Origin of the sequence: Roseburia sp. AF22-2LB, assembly GCF_003461125.1 — a bacterium.
Taxonomy (GTDB): Bacteria; Bacillota; Clostridia; order Lachnospirales; family Lachnospiraceae; genus Roseburia_C; species Roseburia_C amylophila.
Genome location: NZ_QTWM01000002.1, coordinates 216,680 through 236,692 on the forward strand (window position 1 = coordinate 216,680; position 20,013 = coordinate 236,692).

Annotated in this window: 16 protein-coding genes; all 16 read right to left on the reverse strand. The window is 43.7% G+C overall.

Annotation, left to right across the window (positions count from 1 at the left end; all coding sequences use genetic code 11):
• Nucleotides 1–7: 7 nt before the first annotated feature.
• Nucleotides 8–1,138 carry a hypothetical protein gene (locus DWX96_RS03685; protein WP_118082922.1) on the reverse strand — a complete coding sequence of 377 codons (1,131 nt, stop codon included), beginning with the start codon at nt 1,136–1,138 and terminating at the stop codon, nt 8–10.
• A gap of 7 nt (nt 1,139–1,145) precedes the next feature.
• Nucleotides 1,146–2,219 (reverse strand): siphovirus ReqiPepy6 Gp37-like family protein, encoded by a 1,074-nt coding sequence (locus tag DWX96_RS03690; protein WP_118082924.1) that lies wholly within the window; start codon nt 2,217–2,219, stop codon nt 1,146–1,148.
• 5 nt (nt 2,220–2,224) lie between these two features.
• Nucleotides 2,225–3,139 (reverse strand): phage distal tail protein, encoded by a 915-nt coding sequence (locus tag DWX96_RS03695; protein ID WP_118082926.1) that lies wholly within the window; start codon nt 3,137–3,139, stop codon nt 2,225–2,227.
• Nucleotides 3,136–9,549: a tape measure protein gene (locus tag DWX96_RS03700; protein ID WP_118082928.1), complete on the reverse strand. Its 6,414-nt coding sequence runs from the start codon at nt 9,547–9,549 to the stop codon at nt 3,136–3,138. Before DWX96_RS03700 ends, DWX96_RS03695 begins: the two co-directional genes overlap by 4 nt.
• Nucleotides 9,546–9,923: an HK97 gp10 family phage protein gene (locus DWX96_RS03705; RefSeq protein WP_003500495.1), complete on the reverse strand. Its 378-nt coding sequence runs from the start codon at nt 9,921–9,923 to the stop codon at nt 9,546–9,548. Before DWX96_RS03705 ends, DWX96_RS03700 begins: the two co-directional genes overlap by 4 nt.
• 9 nt (nt 9,924–9,932) lie before the next feature.
• Nucleotides 9,933–10,706 (reverse strand): endolysin, encoded by a 774-nt coding sequence (locus DWX96_RS03710; protein ID WP_242988723.1) that lies wholly within the window; start codon nt 10,704–10,706, stop codon nt 9,933–9,935.
• Nucleotides 10,707–10,933: 227 nt separating this feature from the next.
• Entirely contained in the window at nt 10,934–11,476 is a 543-nt protein-coding gene (locus tag DWX96_RS03715; RefSeq protein ID WP_118082932.1) for a hypothetical protein, read from the reverse strand.
• 14 nt (nt 11,477–11,490) lie between these two features.
• Nucleotides 11,491–11,910, reverse strand: coding sequence for a hypothetical protein (locus tag DWX96_RS03720; RefSeq protein ID WP_003500504.1), 420 nt, complete (start codon nt 11,908–11,910; stop codon nt 11,491–11,493).
• 84 nt (nt 11,911–11,994) lie between these two features.
• Nucleotides 11,995–12,699 (reverse strand): hypothetical protein, encoded by a 705-nt coding sequence (locus tag DWX96_RS03725; protein WP_003500508.1) that lies wholly within the window; start codon nt 12,697–12,699, stop codon nt 11,995–11,997.
• Nucleotides 12,700–12,713: 14 nt separating this feature from the next.
• Entirely contained in the window at nt 12,714–13,037 is a 324-nt protein-coding gene (locus tag DWX96_RS03730; RefSeq protein ID WP_117469744.1) for a hypothetical protein, read from the reverse strand.
• Entirely contained in the window at nt 13,012–13,344 is a 333-nt protein-coding gene (locus DWX96_RS03735; protein ID WP_118082934.1) for a DUF7253 family protein, read from the reverse strand. The genes DWX96_RS03730 and DWX96_RS03735 overlap by 26 nt, the downstream gene beginning before the upstream one ends.
• A gap of 22 nt (nt 13,345–13,366) precedes the next feature.
• On the reverse strand, nt 13,367–15,238 hold the full coding sequence (locus DWX96_RS03740) for an HK97 family phage prohead protease (protein WP_117469746.1): 1,872 nt from the start codon (nt 15,236–15,238) through the stop codon (nt 13,367–13,369).
• A 13-nt stretch (nt 15,239–15,251) separates the two neighbouring features.
• Nucleotides 15,252–16,136 (reverse strand): hypothetical protein, encoded by an 885-nt coding sequence (locus DWX96_RS03745; RefSeq protein WP_117469747.1) that lies wholly within the window; start codon nt 16,134–16,136, stop codon nt 15,252–15,254.
• Entirely contained in the window at nt 16,136–17,488 is a 1,353-nt protein-coding gene (locus tag DWX96_RS03750) for a phage portal protein (protein WP_117469748.1), read from the reverse strand. The genes DWX96_RS03745 and DWX96_RS03750 overlap by 1 nt, the downstream gene beginning before the upstream one ends.
• A gap of 275 nt (nt 17,489–17,763) precedes the next feature.
• Nucleotides 17,764–18,246: a DUF7211 domain-containing protein gene (locus DWX96_RS03760; RefSeq protein WP_117469750.1), complete on the reverse strand. Its 483-nt coding sequence runs from the start codon at nt 18,244–18,246 to the stop codon at nt 17,764–17,766.
• 11 nt (nt 18,247–18,257) lie between these two features.
• The gene (locus DWX96_RS03765) at nt 18,258–20,003 is read right to left on the reverse strand and encodes a terminase TerL endonuclease subunit (RefSeq protein WP_117469751.1); all 1,746 of its coding nucleotides are present in this window, start codon (nt 20,001–20,003) and stop codon (nt 18,258–18,260) included.
• Nucleotides 20,004–20,013: the final 10 nt, after the last annotated feature.

Below are 20,013 nucleotides of genomic sequence, written 5' to 3' on the forward strand. Positions count from 1 at the left end.
TCCTCCTTTATTTGATGACAAAAATAGCCCGACCTTCAATAACATCGCCATTGCTGTCACGGAGAAGATCACTGGAATATGTACGTCCAATGACCGTATCCAAATTGCTGTCAGTAATGGATGCATCCGAAGAATCGAGCACGTCTCCATAAGTACGGTATCCATTGTCGTAAAGCTTCTGATATACCGTGTATTCATTTTCAAGGTTGGAACTGAACTGATTAAGAATATCTACCTGCTTCTGTAATTCCAGAAGTTTTTTCGCAAGACTCGCTGCCGTATTGCTGTCCAGCAGTGCCTGTAACTGCTCAAACCAATCACGGAATTCCGTTTCTGATTTCTGTTTCCAGTCAGCCATTTCAGCAGTATTGGTGCTTGTGTATTCGTTGAACCACGCCTCCCATTTTTCTTTCCAATAGGTACTTGTGGCTTCCATATCTGCTGTGTGCTCCGAGTACCAAAGGTTCCACTGAGCTTCCCATGCCAAATATGCTGACTGAATCTCCTCGGTCTGTGCCAGGAACCAGGTAGACCACTGCTCTTTCCAAAACTTATTTGTTTCTTCCATATCAGTAGTCTGCTTTTCGTAGAACTCTTTCCACTGGTCCTGCCATTGGGCAATCAAATCATCGATTTCAACCTTGTCCAATGGAGCCGTTACGAATGGACACTCTGAAGTTCCAACACAGTTCGTGATGTTTGCCTGTCGAATAGAAGTGACTCCGGCGCCGACATAAATATACGCCAGTGGATATTGCCAGCGATCATTTGTCTTCACCATCGTAGGTTTCGTTGGATTCGATGCTGGGGTTCCTTTAATGATTTTGATGTCATTTGCTCTGACGGCCTCTCTCGAATCCACTTCAAGTACAACTGCATCATATCGGTTCAACAGAATCTCGGACTGTGGAACTACTAACGGTAACAGAGCGTCATTCAGCGTCCAAGTGTGATTGAACCAGGCTCGTCCGACACCAACGTTGATAATCATTGCTTCCGATTCTTTTACAACCATTGCAGTTCCGACATGCTGCAAGATTCCGTCCTGAATGATTCCATCGAAAATGCTGGACATCTGAATAGCATCGTAGCGCCGATCTCCTTCTTTTGAATTATAAAATCCAAATGTTACACTCACTTCTTCATCACGCTCCTTCCTGTTCTATAGTCTTAAAAGTCGGATAGACGGAATAACCGTCCTTATCTTCTGAACGAACAATTTCAAGAATACGAGCTTTTGTCTCGTGTCCGTATTCGTTCGCAATCTGTACAATGTCCCCGTTAAAGAAATCTTTTCCATACTGGAACATGATAGTTGTTTCCGTTTCTCCCTCAAATGAGGTAATGCTCACATTTTCTGCAAGTTTTTCTTTTCCTCTTTGCTGCAACTGAGCCATATACTCGGCATCGGTCAATGCATCATCACTTCCAACATTCGAAGAGATGTCACGAGCATCCGTAAACAGTTCCCTACGATTCAAACCAGAACCACCGCCAACTGTAGTGTATCTTCGACCAGCACCCTCGCCTTCTCCACCAACCAAAGTCACGGTTTTCAACGAAGCTTTGGATTCGATATAGTTACTGTTGATGATATTCTCAAATTTCGGAGAAAATATAACGTATGGATTCTCTGTCTGATCGTATGACCTGTCAGAACCGGCATACAATTCAAAGACGAACTGCTTTTCATCGTTCAGCGTAATCTTGAAACCGATACCCTGCTCCTCGCAAATTTTCTGAATGACATCGTATAGATTATCACCTGTATATTGAGCTTCCAGTTTCAACTTTGTAATTGCCGGGTCGATTGATTCTTTGAAAATAAAGTTTGGAATTTTTCGATTGCTGTCTGATGGGGAAATTACATTCTCATTGAGCAATGTTTTAATTCCATTTTGAAGATTTCCGCTTAATAGCTTCTGTCCCCAGACGATTCGCCTATCGAGAATAGATTCTAACGAGCGTCCAGTAACCGTTACATGGTTACCGTCTTCGGTATCGGAAGTAATCTGGATTTTTTCTACGATCATCACATGCTCAGATTCCTTGCTCTGCAAATAATAGTCCTGTTTGATATATTCCAGAAGACCATCTCGCATTGCTTCATACAGCTCAAAGTCACCATAGGCATAATACCGATCAGTCCAGATGAAGGATTCGTACGTATCCACGATGGAGACTGCATCCAGGTCAGTGTTTAAAATCATCACATCCATAGTGCTTATACCCCCTCGTAGACAATACGGTTCTCAATCTTAAACTGTAAATTTGTACTTCCGTACTCAGCTGTATAAGCAAAGATGTTGTCACCCTTCGCAAGCTGGAACCAATCTGCATTTTTATCCAGGCAGTTCAAGATGTTTGTAGTCTTTCCGTTTCTAAGAAGCGTAATCGACTTGTTTCCTTTTACAGTGCAGATGATAATTTCGTCACCTGCTATAATTCCAGAGCCAGTGAATTTCTCCAATTTATCGGTATCGATCCGCATCACTTCACGAGTACCGGTATTATAGATTGTGATATTGCTGGCTTCACCGATTGCATGAATCGTAATAGTCACTCCAATTTCAGCGTCGCCATTATACACAACCACCTGCTCTGTTTCATTTTTGATTTCTCCCATTTCCAGCAACGGGTCCTGAAGCGATTCGTTACTGAAAGGAAACTCAAACAGTGCCTCTACGCCATAGAAGATAGTCGTGTTGATTCCGTCTTTTCCAGCAGAATAAAAGAAAGGATTCGGACACACGATTGAGATATCCGAACCCTCATCTTTACTGAAGATTGCTGGATCATTTGATTCGACGTACCCTTCAATCTCCGCCTGCCTGTTATCGGTTTCGATAAGCATTGTGAGTTTCTTTTTAATAGGAAAATACTTGTATGAAAGCTGTCTTACGTCTTCGATGGAATCCTTCCACATATACGCAAGAGAAATAACAATGTTTCGGCTCGGCATCCTTGAAGAATTGAACAGGCTTCCATCGTTTGTAGCGATTTCTGTCGTATTGATGTTCGCTTTTCCCGGCCCCAAGCCAGTTACAGACTTGATGATGAAACCGGATTCCTCCGGTCTCGCTAAATCAAGTCGGATACTATCGCCAAGATAGTTTGTAAACGTGACTGCTCGAATCAAGTTTCCACCATCCTTTCCATCGCCGAGAACTGATTCTTCGTCTGCCGATAAATCTCTGTTCTCGACAGTGCCTTAGGCGAATAGTTATTCTGTACAAATTTGTAAGAGTTTCCTGTATTCGGATTGGTATCTTCATTTTGAAGATTCCGCTCACGTGATGCTGCAATTCCTGTGCTGACAGTCAACGCCTGTGATCTGCTAAACAGTGTATTCAGTCGATGGCTCTTCTCTTCAATGTCTGACAGATCCAGAATCGGTCGAATCATAGGCTGAGTATCAACGCCGTTGTCGATCATATCCTTTACCTTTGCGATTGCGTTTCCAAGACCTGTTTTTGCTGATTTAGCCATATCAGCACTTGCGTTGTATGCCTTTACTGCATAGGTTCCGATTGCATTGACGAATCCCAATCCAAAGAAATCACCGATATGGTATCCTACTCTGGAAGGTGAATGTTCGTCCAATTCGTCTTCTGCTGCTTCTGCCGCAGCCCTTGCCATTGCTCTGGCTTTCGCTTCTGCGCGATATGTGTTCTCACTGATTCCATCAGCAAAGCCCTCTACCAGGTAAGCACCTGCCTGTTTAAACTGATCATGGTAGTCCCGGATAGCCGTTACAGAAGCATTAAGATTCCCGGTGAAGGCAGTTTTTACTTCTTCGGCTTTTTCCTTAATGCCAGCAATGAACTTAATCATGCACTGCATTCCTGCATTTTGAAATTCCGGATACTTGTTCGCAATAGCTGTGAGGCATGAACTTAAGATGTTTACAAACGCATTTCTAGTTTCGTAATCTTTCGATTTGATTCCGGCAATGAATTTGATCATGAGGTTCGCACCTGCTGTATTGAATTGGGTTTGCTTGTTGTTGATAGCAGTAACACAACCGCTAATTATATTGGTAATGGCAGTTTTGGTATTTCCGTCCTGAGATTTGATTCCGGTGATGAATTTCGTCATCAACGTAGAGCCTGCCGTATTGAACTGGGTTTGATAGTTTGTAAGGGTCGTAAGTACAGCCTGCATCATGGTCGTAAACGTAGATGTCATATTGCTCTTTTGCGCATTAGCCGCATTGATGAATGTTGTCAGCATAGATGTTGCGGCTGATGTCACTCTTCCGCTCGCATCTGTAAATGCGTTAATAAAGCTGTCGATTCCGTTATTTCCAAGCTGTGTAAGCGCTGTACTGAAACCGCTCATACCACTCGTATCCAACTCAGCCATTCCCTTAGCCATCTCAACAAGGCGATTTACCTGTGTGATTACGCTCGACATGATTCCGGTATCAATTCCAGAAATAGAATCCGAATAACTCTTAATTCCACTTCCGAACTGAACCAGACTGTCACCGAAACCGCCAAGATCGTTGTCGCCAGTAAACCAGCTTACAAGTCCTCCGGTATTTGGAATGGTGTTGGCAAGCTCCACTAGGGCTTTACCAGCTGTTGCTGAGTTCGTAATAGCCGCAGAATCCATACCCATAATAGCTTCAGAATATGCCTTCATAGCTTCACCGAACGGTACAAGTTTCTCACCGAAAGTATCAACATCGTTGTTTCCAGTAAAGAATGCTACAACGCCACCTGTATTGGGAACAGTATCAGCAAGCTCGACTAAAGCCTTGCCCGCCGTTGCAGAATTGACGATTGCATCGGCTTCCAGTCCACGAACCGCATCGCCAAATGCTTTCATTGCTTCGCCAAATGGTACAAGCTGTTTTCCAAACTCACCCATATCGTTTTCACCAGCAAAGAATCCTACGACACCACCAGAATTTGGAATGGTTGTTGCCATCTCTGCCATGGCCTTGCCAGCGATTGCCGCTTCTGTAACGGCATTTGCATCGAGTCCAGTAATTGCATCCCCGAACTGTCTCATAGCTTCGCCAAATGGTACAAGCTGCTTTCCAAAGGCAGTCATGTCATTTTCTCCTGCGAAGAAAGACACTAATCCGCCTGTATTTGGAATTGTGGCTGCCATTTCAGCTAATGCTTTGCCAGCTGTCGCCGCATTTGCCACGATTTCCCCGTCCATGTTTCCGATAGCTAACGAGAAATCTCTCATAGCTTCGCCAAACGGTACAAGTTCCTCTCCGAACTTAGATAAAGACGATCCTCCTGTAAGCCAAGAAGTCAATCCCTGTAAAATATCAGCCGCTGTCAGAATAAGCACAGTCTCGGCTAATGCCTTTACTCCGTCCATCATAGATGGCTGAATCTGACTAGCTCCCTGTAAAAACGGCTGAACATTATTCATAAAAGTGGATAAATCAGCTCCAATTTGCGGGAACTGACTCGACACACCGCTCATAAATCCGCCGACGATTCCACCAACGAACTGACCGATTGCCGTTCCGATTCCCTGTAAAAGCTTTCCACCTTCTCCGATAAGCCAAGAAAGTCCTGGAAGTTTCGATAAGAGTCCGACGGCTGCAAGCACTAACGCCATCTCAGCAACAACCGCACCCATACCAAGGATTCCAACCATTGCTCCTGGAACAAGCGATGCTGTTGCACTAAGAGCAAGCATAATAGCTGATAACAGACCGATTCCGGCAATTCCTTTTAGCAAAGCTCCAGTATCGATTCCTCTCAGTGCATCGACGATACCAGCGAAAAATGCTACGAGTACATCGACACCAGCTTTAATCAGTGACGGCAGATTACTAGCAATACCATCTAAAATTCCAATAAGGAATTTGAAAGCTAGATCTACAATTTGAGGCGTATAAGTAACCAGAGCCGCTAATACACCAACCACTAATTGTAAAGCTCCGTCTGCCAGCTGCGGTACACAGGATACGAAAACATCGATCAGCGTTAAGACAACTGCCTTTACAGCTTCACCAATAGCTGGCGCTCCGGCAGCAATAACTTTGCAGATTGCGATAATTCCTTCTCCGACTTTTGTAAGAACAGCCGGAATTAAGCCAGCGATACCAGTAACGATAACTGTCAGTGCTGCTACGATTGCAGTCGCTCCAGCGGCACCAGCAGTTGCCAGCGCTGTGAATCCGATAGCAAGTGCCGAAAGTCCTGTGCCAGCTGCAAGTAAACCCGCTCCGATTGTAAGAACCCCAACACCAATCAATGCAAACGCTCCCGATAATGCCAGAATAGTCGGAACCAATGGTGTAAGTACCGCGCCTGCTACGCCGATAATTGTGAATGCTCCGGCAATAGAAATAAGTCCTTTCGCAATCGCTTCCCACGATAACGCTCCCAAAATACTGAGTACCGGCGCAAGAACAGCTAAGGCTCCGGACGCAACCAACAATGCTGCTGATCCACCAAGCGTACCTTTCATGAAATTGAGACTGATAGCCAACTCAGCTAAGGCCCCACCCATGACGGTAAGACCTCTACCGATCTCTTCCCACTGCATACCTCCGAATTTACTCATACAGTTTGCAATGGTTTCAAGTGCGCCGCCGACGATAACGAGCCCAGTTCCAATACCGATCATGTTCTTCGGCATCAGATTAACAGCAATAGCTACCTCTGCAAGTGCGCCGCCCATAGCAGTTAAACCTCTGCCGATTTCATCCAACTGTAATTGACCAAAATCTTTTACAGCGGAAGCAAAGATTTTCATTGCAGCGCCAATAGCAATTAAGGCTACGCCAGTAGACATTACGTGTTTTGCATTTCCAGCCAAATTCGTAAAGACAGCAAGTTCGGCAAGTAATCCACCGATTCCAGCTAATCCTTTTCCAATCTCGCTCCACTCCATCTGACCAAAGTCTTTGCAAGCGGATGCCAGAACTTTCATTGCCGCCGCCAGAATAACAATTCCAGTCGCAGTGCTAAGCATTTTTCCGTTAAATTTTGCAACTCTAAGGAATACAGCAATCTCAGCAAATAAGACTCCGACTCCTGTTAATCCACGTCCAAGTTCATCCCACTGTAATTTCGATAAATCCCTACATGCCGAAGCCAGGATTTTGATAGCTGCTCCAAATATAATTAAGCTGGTAGCGCCTTTCATAACTTGTTTCTGACCGCTTGCCATGGCTTTAGATGAAGCAACAACAATAGTCGTAAGACCGGCAATTCCAACCAGACCTCTCGCAAGTTCACCCCAATCAAGGTCTGAAACTTTCTTCAAAGCTCCTGCCAGAATAGATACTGCAACTGACATAGCGATCATCGCGGTACATGCTTTGGATACTTTTCCCGTATCACTGCTGATTTTGTTAAAAATCGCCATCGCTCCAAGTAGATTAGCAAAGAGAACTGTGATAGCCCCAAGAGAAACTGACAGTTTATCGCTATCGATCAAAGAAATAGCTACGATAGAACCAGCAAGCAAAGCGATTGCTGCTCCGATTTTAAGTAACGTTCCGGCTTTAAGATTTGTCTGATATGCCTCAAAGCATCCTCTAACGCCGTCAAGGATTCCAGTTACTCCTTCAAGAACGCCATTCAACCCCTCAAGAGGTTCTGTTACACTCTTTAAGAATTTTGAAATTGATAAGGCAATTCCGCCAACAGCAATGCTATTAAGGACATCAAGAACTCCACTGAAATCAGCATCTCCGAGTTTCTCGGCGAGTGTTCCCATCATAGTCCCGACTGCATCGGCAATACCGCCAGCAATTACTTTCACAGCGGTCCACAATGCTTCCATAACTTTGAGAAATTTACATTTTTCAAGTGCTTCGCCCATCATCTCGAAAGCAACGATGACTCCGCTCTTCATTTTTCCAGCACCATCACCAATCTGAGCCATGCGATCATGTACTCGTTCAAGGAATGAGTGGAATAATTCAAATCCAGGAAAATCAAACTTCTCCCCGGCAGTTTTTCCAAATTCTTTTACTTTTTCTCCGGCAGTTTTAACAAACGTAATAGCTATCTTTACGATATCAACAACCGTCGAAACTGCTTTGCCAAAGACATCTGTCTTCTTTACCGTTTCATCAAGCTTAACAAGATACTCACCGAAACTTCCAGTAAGTGATAACACTCCGTTTCCAGCCGGTAAGAAAAGACCAATCAATTCGCCGACACCACCGGCAACAGCTTTGAAAGCTTGTCCGACGATATCAAGCACTGCAAATACGCCTTTAAACGTATTCTTCAGATTCTTTGAACTTTCTTCCCCCATTTTGAATTTTGCTGTCAGATCACGGATACGCTCTGTGATTTCGGCTAACTGTTTTCCAGTCATTGGCGGGAAGATTTCGTTGAATGCCTCCCGAACCGGCTTGGCAACGCTAACCAGTCCCTCGAAAACATTCTTTACTGCTTCGATCATCATGGTACGACCGCCAAGGTCTTTCCAATCCTGAAGCATTTTATTTCTCGCATCGGCAGAAGCATTGATTACGGCACTGAACGTATCGCTCACCTCAGTAAGTAATTCTTTTGCCTCTTCAAAGTCGCCGACGATAATTTCCCAGCTTTGTGTCCATCCTGACTGGGCAGCCTCTTTCAACGTGTCGAACAGCTGAGTAAAAGTCTTTACTTTTGTTGCTGCATCGTTCGCTGTTTTACCCATCTCCATAATGGATTTGATCTGATCATCGGTATATCCCATGGTCCGAAGCTGATCTTCGTTGAGATCACCTGTAAATTTTGCCAAGGTTTCAGTCAAGATGTCAGAGGTAAGCCATCCTTTACTAAGGGTCTCTCTGAATGAGCCCTCATCTTTGATCATTTCGTCAATGGCAATTCCATGAACTTTAGCCGTTTCTTTCAGCGCATCCTGGAATACCTGACCGCCCATACCAGCGTTTACCACTGAGTTCCAGTCCTGCAATTTTACTGTTCCTGCCGCTAATGCCTGTGAAAGCTGATACATAGCGGTACTTGCCTGCTGAGAGTTGGAACCTGATACGGCTGCAAGGTTCGCAATACCCTTGATAGCTGCTACAGATGTGTCAAGATCCACTCCAGCCGCGGTGAACGTACCAATGTTACGGGTCATTTCCGTAAAATTGTAAATGGTCATATCTGCGTAATGGTTTAATTCATCTAACGCATTATTTACCTGGTCAAGAGTAGTTCCTTTTGAAGAGGTATTCGCAAGGATTGTCTGAACGGCATTGATCTGGGTCTCATACTCCTCGAAACCGGATTTAATCGGATCGATTGTAAAAGCAGAGACCAGATTTTTTCCAGCAGCAAGTGCAGAATTGGTAATGTTCTGTAAAGCGGTAATCGCCATTACTTCCAACGCGGAAAATCGCACTCGTACAGTCTCAACTGCATTGCTAAGTGGTGACATATTTCCACTGCATTTATTTGCGGCATCATTTACGGTTTCTAAGCCTTTTGCTGCCCCTTCGAGGTTAAGACTCTTCTTCAACTTATCGAGGCTTGATAAACTGGTCTGAATATTCTGCTCAAACTGCTTGTTATCAAACCGCATTTCGACGACACGTTCATCAACGGTTGTACTCATAGCTTAGTAACCTCCTTCCATGCCGCATCTGCAATTTTGTCAAAAATAGGCTGGATAGCAGGATTGATGTAGTCTCGCCCCTGTACCCAGCCGCCGTTTCTTGTTGCATGTCCGTACTGCAAAATAACTGCAATAGGGACTCCATTTTGAATATTTGTGTTGTAAAAGCTGATCGACACAGAACTTTGCTTCTGCTCTATCTTGTAGTGCCACGAATTTGCCGTCCGTCCCGTATCAACTGGTGTTGCAGACGCAAGGGCGGCTACGCCCTCTCGACCATACTTATCGAGGTCACCGAGACGAACCGATTCCTTTGCTCGCTCTAAGAATCGAGTCAGCTTAGAAAAATCACCCTTTTGTCTGAACGTGATCATGTGAATCTCCTACTTTGCTAAGTAAGCACTGGATGAGAAGCCCGTATACTGTATACCATCAAGTACAAACTGGATGTACAGCCACTTAACTCCGTTTGCCATTGTGTAGTAGCCATAGCATTTAACCTTAGTACCAGCCGGGATTTTACAAAGAGCTTTCTTATTGGTTCCGGCATCATTACGGCAATAAAGAACTGCCGTTGTTTTATATTCACCAGCATAGGTTTTGTTAAACTGCTTGGCAGAACAGGTAGCCACCACTTTCTTTGAAACTGACTGGTTCTGATCCTGTTTGGTGTTGGACGGTGTTACCGCTGATCCATTCAGAATCTGATTAACCATGTTCTGAACTTCTGAGTAGCTGTATCCGTACTCAGTAAGCAGTTTCTTACGGTTATCACCTCTCCCCCACAGTCCAACAATTACCTCATGAGCGATGGTTTTGATATCTTTGCCCTTGCTTAATCCAGGAGCGGAAACAGCATTGTCGTCGTACTTTGGTGTGATGAAGCCGCGGATGAATTTTCCATTGATAGACAAGGTTCTCTTCTTAACCGCATTACCGTAGTTACCCTCTTCAACAACCATGTAACCGGATTCCTTATGCACCTCGATCACGGTACCAACATGATCTGGATTGCCTGTGTTGTCGCCGATTCCGTTATCCTGCCAATCATACAAAACTCCATCCCCAGGACTCGGGACATAAGCATCATTCTCCTGCCAACATCCCATTTTCTTTGCTGCCTCGATAAGGTAATAACAGGAAATTTCCATGGGCATAATACTCTCATATCGGAGAGCTGCCGCTAATGCAGACCAGGTACAAGCACACCAAGCCCAGTCATAGCGCATACGAATCCCACGAGGAAATTTGCCAGAACAGATCTTCTCGAAGAAGTCGTTATATAAATCAATAATGCTTTTGTGTGAGCCGTTAGATTCCTTCTTTCCATCCCAGGATTCGACAAGATTAACGACGGCCTGTCTTGATTTCGCCATTTTTATCACTATCCTTTCGAATTAAATTTTTTTCTGTTTGCGGCATTTACTTCCGCATGATGTCTGTACAAATCTCGTTTGCTCCTCTTCTTCGGAGGCTTATTTTCCGCATTGCAAATCCGGATAAGCATTAACAAACGATTCAAATGCCATTTCTGACACTCAAACGGAATGTGATACGCGGTCATCCAGTAATAGATAAGCTCACTGGTTATCTGCTGCCTGTTTATTGGACCGCCTTTTTCTTCCTTAACAGTTGAAGCTGTCATAGGCGCCTCAATATAGGCATTTACCGCATCAATGTGAGAATTGGTAACACATTGATAAACAAGCGGATCAACATTCTGTGTAAGGGTCATACAACGTATATAATCAATGGTTTCTTCATAGGTCTTCTGCTCTTTAGATAGGAAGACTTTGCACCATTTACTTTCCCATTTTGAAAGTGAAACGAGCGAATGCTCCAAACGCAACTTCTGTTCCTTTACAGGGATAAATCGCTGATTCCGCTCATCCCACAGATCAGTTCTTGGTATCGTAAGTTCAAGCATTCGATCTCACCTCTTTAGTTCATGGTGGCAACCACAGGAGCAATCTCCGGATTTTCCGAATGCTTCTTGATATCTACAACTTTCGGAATTACATGGTTTACGAATTCAGCGGCTTTGCTGTCATCTGTAGCCAGTTCCATAAACAGAAGATTGTAGAACTGAGTGCAGGCAAACTTTCTGGAAATCTCTTCGGACTTCTCGAAATATGTGCCGTCAGCACTCTTCTCTCCGTATGCCTTTAAGATAAATTCCTTAAAGAACTTGATAATGGTCGGCTGATCTTTTGCATCTACGATGCGCTGAAGCATCTCAGCAACTCCACCAGCTGTGCCCAATTCCATCTCCATAACCTCTGTTTCGGTAAGGTTGAAGAGCTTTGTTTCAGTGCGTTCAACACCATTAAAATCTTTATAAGTCTTTGTTACTGCATACATGATTTTGTTCTCCTTTCAAATAAAAAGGAGTCGCCAGCTTTCCTGAATACGACTCCATCTGTGGTTTGTGTATTATTTTTTTTATTAACCTTCTGCGGTCATAATCTTAATTACTTCATCCGGAAGCGGAAGTCTCGGTTCAACACCATCGTCTGCTTCGGCAGAAGAAGGATCTTTACCATACAGGATCTCTTCAAGAGCAGCCAGTTTCTTAGCATCGACCTTGGTAGAATCGAAGGTGAGAATAGAAGTAGGCTTCAGCTTCTTTCCATCGATTAAGGTTGCAATCTCGACTGGTGTGGTGCTGAACTCCCAGGATAAGGTAATAGCTTCCGGGCTGTCATTTACAGTGGAATAACCCTTCTCGGAAGGAGAAGCTAAGCAACCATAAACGAGATGAAGCTTATAGCCGTAATCGTTGGAATCAACATCGTTACCGAGAAGTGTCTTGTAAGATAAGCCGAACATTTTACGGTTCTGCTGTCCTGCAAACACTCCAGGGGCGATTTCTTTGGAACCGTCGCACTCTGCGAACTCATCCGGTGCCATATAAGCTTCGATTGTGCCGCCAAATTCCTCTGCGGACATAAGGTTCAGATACTTGATGTTGTCTGCATAAATTGCAGTAGGTTCTGCTCCAGACGGGCTCTCTGTTACGGTGCTAAGACCGTTCCATGCGGTACCAGAGTTATATACGCCACCGGTCTGAATCGGGTAAAGGACGCCCTGGCTGACACCGGTCTCATACAGGCGCTCGCCAGTCTTGTCCCAAACGAGTTTCTTTTTCATAGAATTTGTCCTCCTTAAAAGAATATTTCAAAGACATCATGGTTTAAGTTGTCTTTCGGATAATGCCGATTGAATCGACTTGTCGGCATAGATGCTACTTTGCCAACGAGAGAACTATCCGGATCGCTGTCGATGACTGTTACTGAATACTTTCTCGCAGACAAATAAACCCCGTCATTCGCAAACGTATTCTCGATATCGTCGAGAGCGTAAACGATGGCGGGGTATTTCATTTTTACCGATGACGGTGGTTGAAAATAAGCACGACACTCTGGTCCTTTGTTTGGACACGAGAGGATGTCGCATAAAGCATTATGCAGTTTCAGTCGTCTGCTCATTGTAAACACCTCCAACGGTTAATATTAAACGGGGATACTGAACTTCAACATTTGAAATTTTCCATTTAGCCCCCATATACTCGATAAATCTCATCGAATGAAAATTCGCATAAGCAAACGGATCGGCTACGATGCTGAACTCATTCGACACATTGAGATTGTCATTAAGGTGGTCCGAACTCTGATACTGTCGAGTATTCCGAATAACATCTCCGTAGTAATTACGAACAGTAATCTTCTCTCCCCAGACACCAGGTCGGATCTCATCTGTTACAGCATAGCCGATTACCCCGTAGAATTTACTCATTTTGAATTTTCTCCTTTAAGACTTAGGCTGTGTGATCCTCGGAACCGGAAGAAGCAGTTGTTACGTCCTCTTCGATTGCGATTGCAGAGTATACACGAGTAAGAGCACCAGAGCATCTGGTCTCAAGCAGGGATTTCTCCTGGTTGAAGTCGATATCGAACTGAGTGAAGTGAGTAACCTCTCCACCCTTGGTTGCACCGAGGGAGTAATCAGCCAGATTTGCGATAATGGCAACCAGCTTCTTCTTTTTGCTGTCGGAAGTAGTTCTAGTCTTACCCTCAAACTGCTCCGCAGTATTGATACTGCCAACATTCAGTGCAGTGGCAAGTTCGGTCTTGGAAGAGTAAATACGTCTTCCGTTGATGTCTCTTGCCAGGAGCATCTGATTCAGCATATGAGGAGTAATGAACAGATCCGGGGTACCGGTGCCCTTATAATCCTCTCTTGCATACAGAACGGTATTGATCATGGCCTCTGCGATGATGTAGTTCTCACCAAAGTTAGCCGCGGTATTGGTTCCCTGAAGTTCTTTCTTAGCAGCTGCGACATCGAGATCAACGTGAATGGTGTACAGATCATCATCCAGCCAAATCGGTCTGATGTGATCCGGAGAAATCTTGCCTTCATCTCCGTCGTCTCTGCCATCACCCAGCATGATTGCAGTTGCCAGCTCTTCATTGAGCATCAGGCGGTCGATGTTGTACAGGTATGCCACATAGTCGAAATCGGTGATGTCGATGATATCATCTCTATGCAGCGCACTCTTTACGTACACAGTCTGAGGGTCGGTAGTTCTGCGAACCAGCTTGAAGTTGCCAGTCTGCTTCTTCTGTTTTCCCTTAGTATAGCCTTTAGCCTTAAGAGCATCGATGTTACGGATATCTACCTGGCTAGTTCTGATTCTGGAAATCGGACTCTTATGAACTTTGTTCATTACAGTTGTGATCCAACCCTGGTCGTTAGTAATCAGCTCCGGTGCACCAGGACGTACATCCTTGTATTCCGGGAACAGAAGTGTTACATTGCCATCTCCTGTCTGAGCAAATCCGCTTGCAAGAGCATCATGCTGAAGTGCATTCTCATTAGCATAGATCTCCAGCGCGGTCTGGAATGTTCCTACCTGGCTTGTCTTTGCCAGCTTAAGGATTTCCTCCTGGTCTGCGTGAGACAGAAAGCTCTTATCATCGCGCTTGTCGGTGTCAAAAACATTGTGTTTCATATTGTCATCTCCTCCTTTAGATTCATCATCCTCTTTTTTAGGATTTTCTTTGTCTACGAATTCAGCCATCATGGCGAAAACTGCTGTCTGCTGTTTCTCGTTCATGGATTTAAAAATGTCTTCGATAGTCTCAACCTTATCGTCTTTTTTCTCTCCATTATCTGATTTGTCATTAGGCTCGATTTTTTCTTCTTCCTTCTTTTTATCCAGCTCATCTGCGGAATGCTCCAACCGACCCATGATCATTTCATTATAGCCAATGACAATACCGGTTTCCCCATCGCCATGCATCACCACATCATCGATAAATGCTCCTGGATTTGCACCGGCTAATACCAGACTTACTTCTCTGATAATGCCATGAACAACATCGTGTCCGGCCTGTTTAAGCTGATTGGCAAAGATAGAAAGAGACTGTACGTCGCCATGTTTTACAAGTTCCCGTGCAGTCTTTCCTGATTCTGTATCATTAAATTCACAGAACGCATAAACTCCTTCATCTCTATTTTCGAGATGAGCTAATCCAAGCACATTCGCCGGATCAGCATGATTATGCATCCATACTAACGGGACAGTCTGCCCGTTCTGTCCTTTGAAAGCGTCTTTTTTAATGACTCTTCCATCGGCACACTGAAGATCATTTCTAGTGGCCCAGCCACCAAAGTCATACTTCATTTTGATTTTCCTCCTATTTTCTGATATAGTACGATAACGGATGCGATGTCTTCTTTGATGAGCTGGAAGACTTTTTCTTTGATTTCTTGACCTTCTTGTACTCTGACTGAATCTTGTCAAATTCATCCTGATAGGTTTGTTCATATGACGAATCAAGGTCAGCTTTAGCCGCTTTGTAAGCTTCTCTAACTGACTTAACCGCTGCTTTAAGCTCGGAGCTAACTTTTGCTCTTTCACTTTTAGCATTAGCATGGTTCTCAGCTTTTTCTTCCTTGGTATCGGACGATACTTTCACTTTCTTGTTTGTCGCATCTGTTCGAACACTAGCCTTGTCCGTTTTGGCATCGCTACTGATTTTTGCTTTATCTGATTTTGCATCGTTTCTAAGCTTTGCAATCTTTGCGGTTCTTTCAGCAACACGCTTAGATCTCTCAGCCTTAGATAATCCTGATGGAATTTCTATTGCCATCAAACGCTCGATTTCGGCATCCTTTTTATTATCGATTCGTTCCTTCTGGCTAGATGATTCCTTTTCAATTTCTTCCAAATCAGAATCTTTATCAGTATCGATGCTTTTCTTCCTATCGGAAGCATTTTGGGTTAAGGCCTCATTCAGTTCTTTCAAACGAGAAGATATCTGTTCCTTCGTTGCTTCTGCTTTTTCACGAAGTTCCGTAATTTTCTGATCTCGCTTTTCCTGCTCTTCTTTGACCTTTGCTGCCTTTTCAGATTTGATATTATTTTTTGTATAAGACCAAATCTTCTTTCCCTCATCATTCAGCGATGTGGTAGAACGGCCTTTTAACTCTCTGGTACGCATATAGTATTCATGCGCTTTCTGAGGATCGTAATAGGGCGATGCATAATGTCTAAGAACCGCAACTTTAGGTTCATCCATTAAGAATCATCTCCCTCCTTATCATCGCCAGACGTATAATTGCCGATGATGTCATCGATTTGTGCAGAAATGCTGTCAAGAACTTCATTAACCAGAGCATCGTAATCACTGGTATCGCTGGATTCTGTTTCTTCACCGCTCGTCGTAGCATCTGTTACGGAACTACCACCAGGCTCACTTAAATTGCTGTTTCTCAATTCATCAGCCTTAGGATCAGCGGATGGCTTCCAACCAATTACCTGTCTGATTTCGTTTGATGTAGCAATTTCATTTCTGGTAAACTTATCAGAAATTTCAGCAAGATCAGCTACCGGAACAAGCTTGAATGGATCTCTAAAGAACATGATTGACTTGTTTTGGGCTCTGGCAGTCTTCGTTAAGAATTTTCTCTTCATTTCATCAACGATTGCGGAAATGATCGGTTCGATTGTCCGGTTGTAATAATTCAGCATAGTCTTCTCGTCTGCGGTACCATCTAAGATGCTCTGAGTAATTCCTAACTGGCTGTAAAGCATACTCGTTAAGTATTCAATCTGCTTCATTAGATTGTTTTCCAACGAACGATTCAACTGTGTGATTCGCTCTGTTCCGTCAGTATAAGCAATGCCATACTTAGAACCGGACAACTGCTGCTCGATATCTTTACGCCGCTTCTCTGCCTGCTGACGCCTTGCCTCTGATTTAATTACATAAGGTAGCTGAATGATCAAATCCAACTTGCCGGAGCTGCTCTGTTCATCGACAGCATCTAACAAATTCAATTTTCGAATAAGCCTCTGCATCGTCGAATTCGGTTCGTTAATTACCGCATACAGTGGATTTTCTACGATAGCAACCGTATCTTTCGGAACAACAATTTCTTGTTTTCGCCCAGTATTTTCGTTATATACCTCAACACGGACGTGACGAGGATACCAGTCACGAATTCGACCAACTCGCATCGAAAGAATCTGATATCCTTTTGTGTCATCTGGATCATCATCGGTATCCACAGGAATGATTGCTACACAGCCTTCATCCATCATGGACATAACAACATCTTGGATAAATGCCCTACCAGTCTGATCAAGATTGGCTTCCAACGACAAACATTCGTTTAAACCGCTTTTTATAACATTTAAAAACCGCCCTTCATCATCCAACTGAACGTGCTGAATGTTGATGGCGGCTACGTCTAAAGCGATTCTATTGTATACGGACGTGACTATCGATCTTTCGTTTCCTCTGGTAAGGCGAAAACGATCAGGACGATATGAATAACCCGAACCGATATTCTGTGACATCATGGTAGGGGCTCTATTGCGAAAAGCATTCCAGGCATTTTTAAACCTGGAACTTAATGATAAATCCATTTTGAATTCTCACCTCCTAAAAATAGGCAAAAAAAAGACCCCTTTTCTTAAGAGGTCTCCAGTAATTTTACACCGGTATTTTGTTCAGTATAGATTCGCATATGATTCCGTTACTATCGGGATTATAATGCTCGTCTAAACACTTCAGTGTCAGGAAATTCCCAACCTTTTCTTCTATGTCTGCCCAATATTCATCGGTCTCAGATAAACCGTTAAAATTGCAGTCCAATCCGAGTGACTGCATAAGGTTTATTTCTTCTTCACTGAACATATGCTCATCCTTTCTTTAAATATTTACGCTTTGTTCTACTTCCTGTACACCAAGTGGTTGTTATGGTTCCATTTTCAGGATTCACTGCTACTGTCGCAGATTTCCCTATAAACTGCTGACTTGGTCGTCCAAGGTTATCGGTTTTTGTTTTAATGCTACCATGATTCAACGGATTTTTCAATGCATCCAAAATTCCTTCAACGGTTACCGGTCTTGATTCTGTTTGTGTCCTATCAAGGGCATGATCTGAAAAGCGTGTAACCAATATTCCGTTTGAAGCTTTTACAGGTGTTCGCAACTTACTATTCATTCTTGCCTGGATAGAGCTTCTATCATGAGCTAATTGTTCTTTCGTTCTCCGAACTCCCCATTTCATACCTTTTATTCCATAATGCATCAAATTATCATTTGATTCGATACGAGCTACTTTTCTGATGGTGTAGGGTCGTAATACAGAAGAGCAATCAATTAACTTTGCTATTAGCATCTTTATACCCCCTACTCGAATGCTTCCCGATTCGCCTTGAATGCGATGTACGCATCCATCATTGCGGCGACGGCGTCGATTTTTTGCTCATACCGCTTTTTCAGCAATTTACGGTTCCCGTTAGTATCTTCCAGAGTAATACAGTTTCCCATAGCAAATGTCATCAAATCCTCATCAAACAGGAGCATTCGCTCTTCTGAAAGTTTCTTCAATTCGCCAAGTGGGACAGATTCTGTCTTTGCACCCTGGATAACTTTTTCTATTCCGAATGGTCCATTTTCACTTGCCCAACGTTCAACAAATTCCTTTGCATTGTATGGGTCATAACCAAAGCATCGTACATCATAACCGCATTCAATAATATGGTTATCCAAATCCTCATATACTTCCATCATGTCAAGAACCGTCCCTTCCAACACAATAAGACTTCCCTCTTTCATAAACTGATCGTATTTAATTCTCATTGCTGCTGGGAGTTTCATCAGAGTCGATGAGGAAATGTAGTTTCTGGTTTTGACGCCGAATGATCCGTTCGACAATGGGAATAAAAATGTGAATGCACAGAAATCGTCGCCTTGTGATAAATCAGCTCCCAAAGAACATGGCATCTGCCAATAATCTCGATGGCGATGTGGGAGAGTTTCTTCATATGTAAAGTAATATGTGTATCCCTCCATAGGAAGTCCGAAGCGCTTAGCCAAAATATCGTTTCGAGCTGCCGGAGCCTTTTCTGCTCTCTCAACGTCCAGCTGATAGGTTTCATAAGAAACAGTCTTTCCAAGGTTCGGATTTGCTTTCAACCATTTATCCGGATCGGCAACCTCATCGATAGAATCCAGCTTATACCACCAGATCGATACGTGCGGATTGATATAATCCCCTTTTAGAATATCCATCAATTCCATTTTGATTGTATCGCCAGCACCGTTACGGACAGTACCCTCTGAACTGATCGCAACGATAAGGTAGTCGTTGACCTTCGATGCACCCTGTTCGATTGCTCCGATTACATCTTCTCGAATATCACCAGAAAGCCACTCGTCAACCGTCGCCACTTTAAGCTGAAGTCCCTGAAGTTTGTCGATTCTCATTGGACGAATTTCAAGAAGCGATCCAGTAAGGAAGTTTTCAATTCCTTTCTTAGTGGATGCCAATTTCATTCTATTCGCCTTTGATCCGGTTGTGTTCTGCAACGATCCTTCTGTAAGGAACTTATAGAAAGGTCCTCTTGATCTGGTAATAGCGGTTCGAATCGGGGACAACACCTCTTCTGCCTGCTTCATCGTCGGGGCTGTGGTTATCTGATGTGTCGTTGTGACATCAACATTTAAGAAGAAATTCTGCAAGCATGAACCATACATTGACTTTGCAGCACCTCTGGCCACTATGAGATATTGCTTATTAACCAATCTTTTTCGGATAGACTTGGTAACGTAATGTCCTCCATGGCCATCCTCATAAGGTTCGTATACGCTTCGCTCAACAAAATAGTACCAACCGAAAATCTGTTCAGCCCAAACTTTAAATGTGTCAAGCAGTTTCAAATCTGAACCGTCAGTTAAAGTAAGCTCATTTTCGCAATAGCTGATAAAGCCCTCTACTGCTTGGTCATCGTAATAAATTCCCGGATTCGCAATGAGATCATCGATTCGGTTCATCTCCATCTCGATTTCTCGACATACCGGAATTTCGCCACGAATTACGGCATCACGAAACATGCCGTAGTATTTCGGGACGGCAGTGTTCGATAACGCCATTATTTTCTTC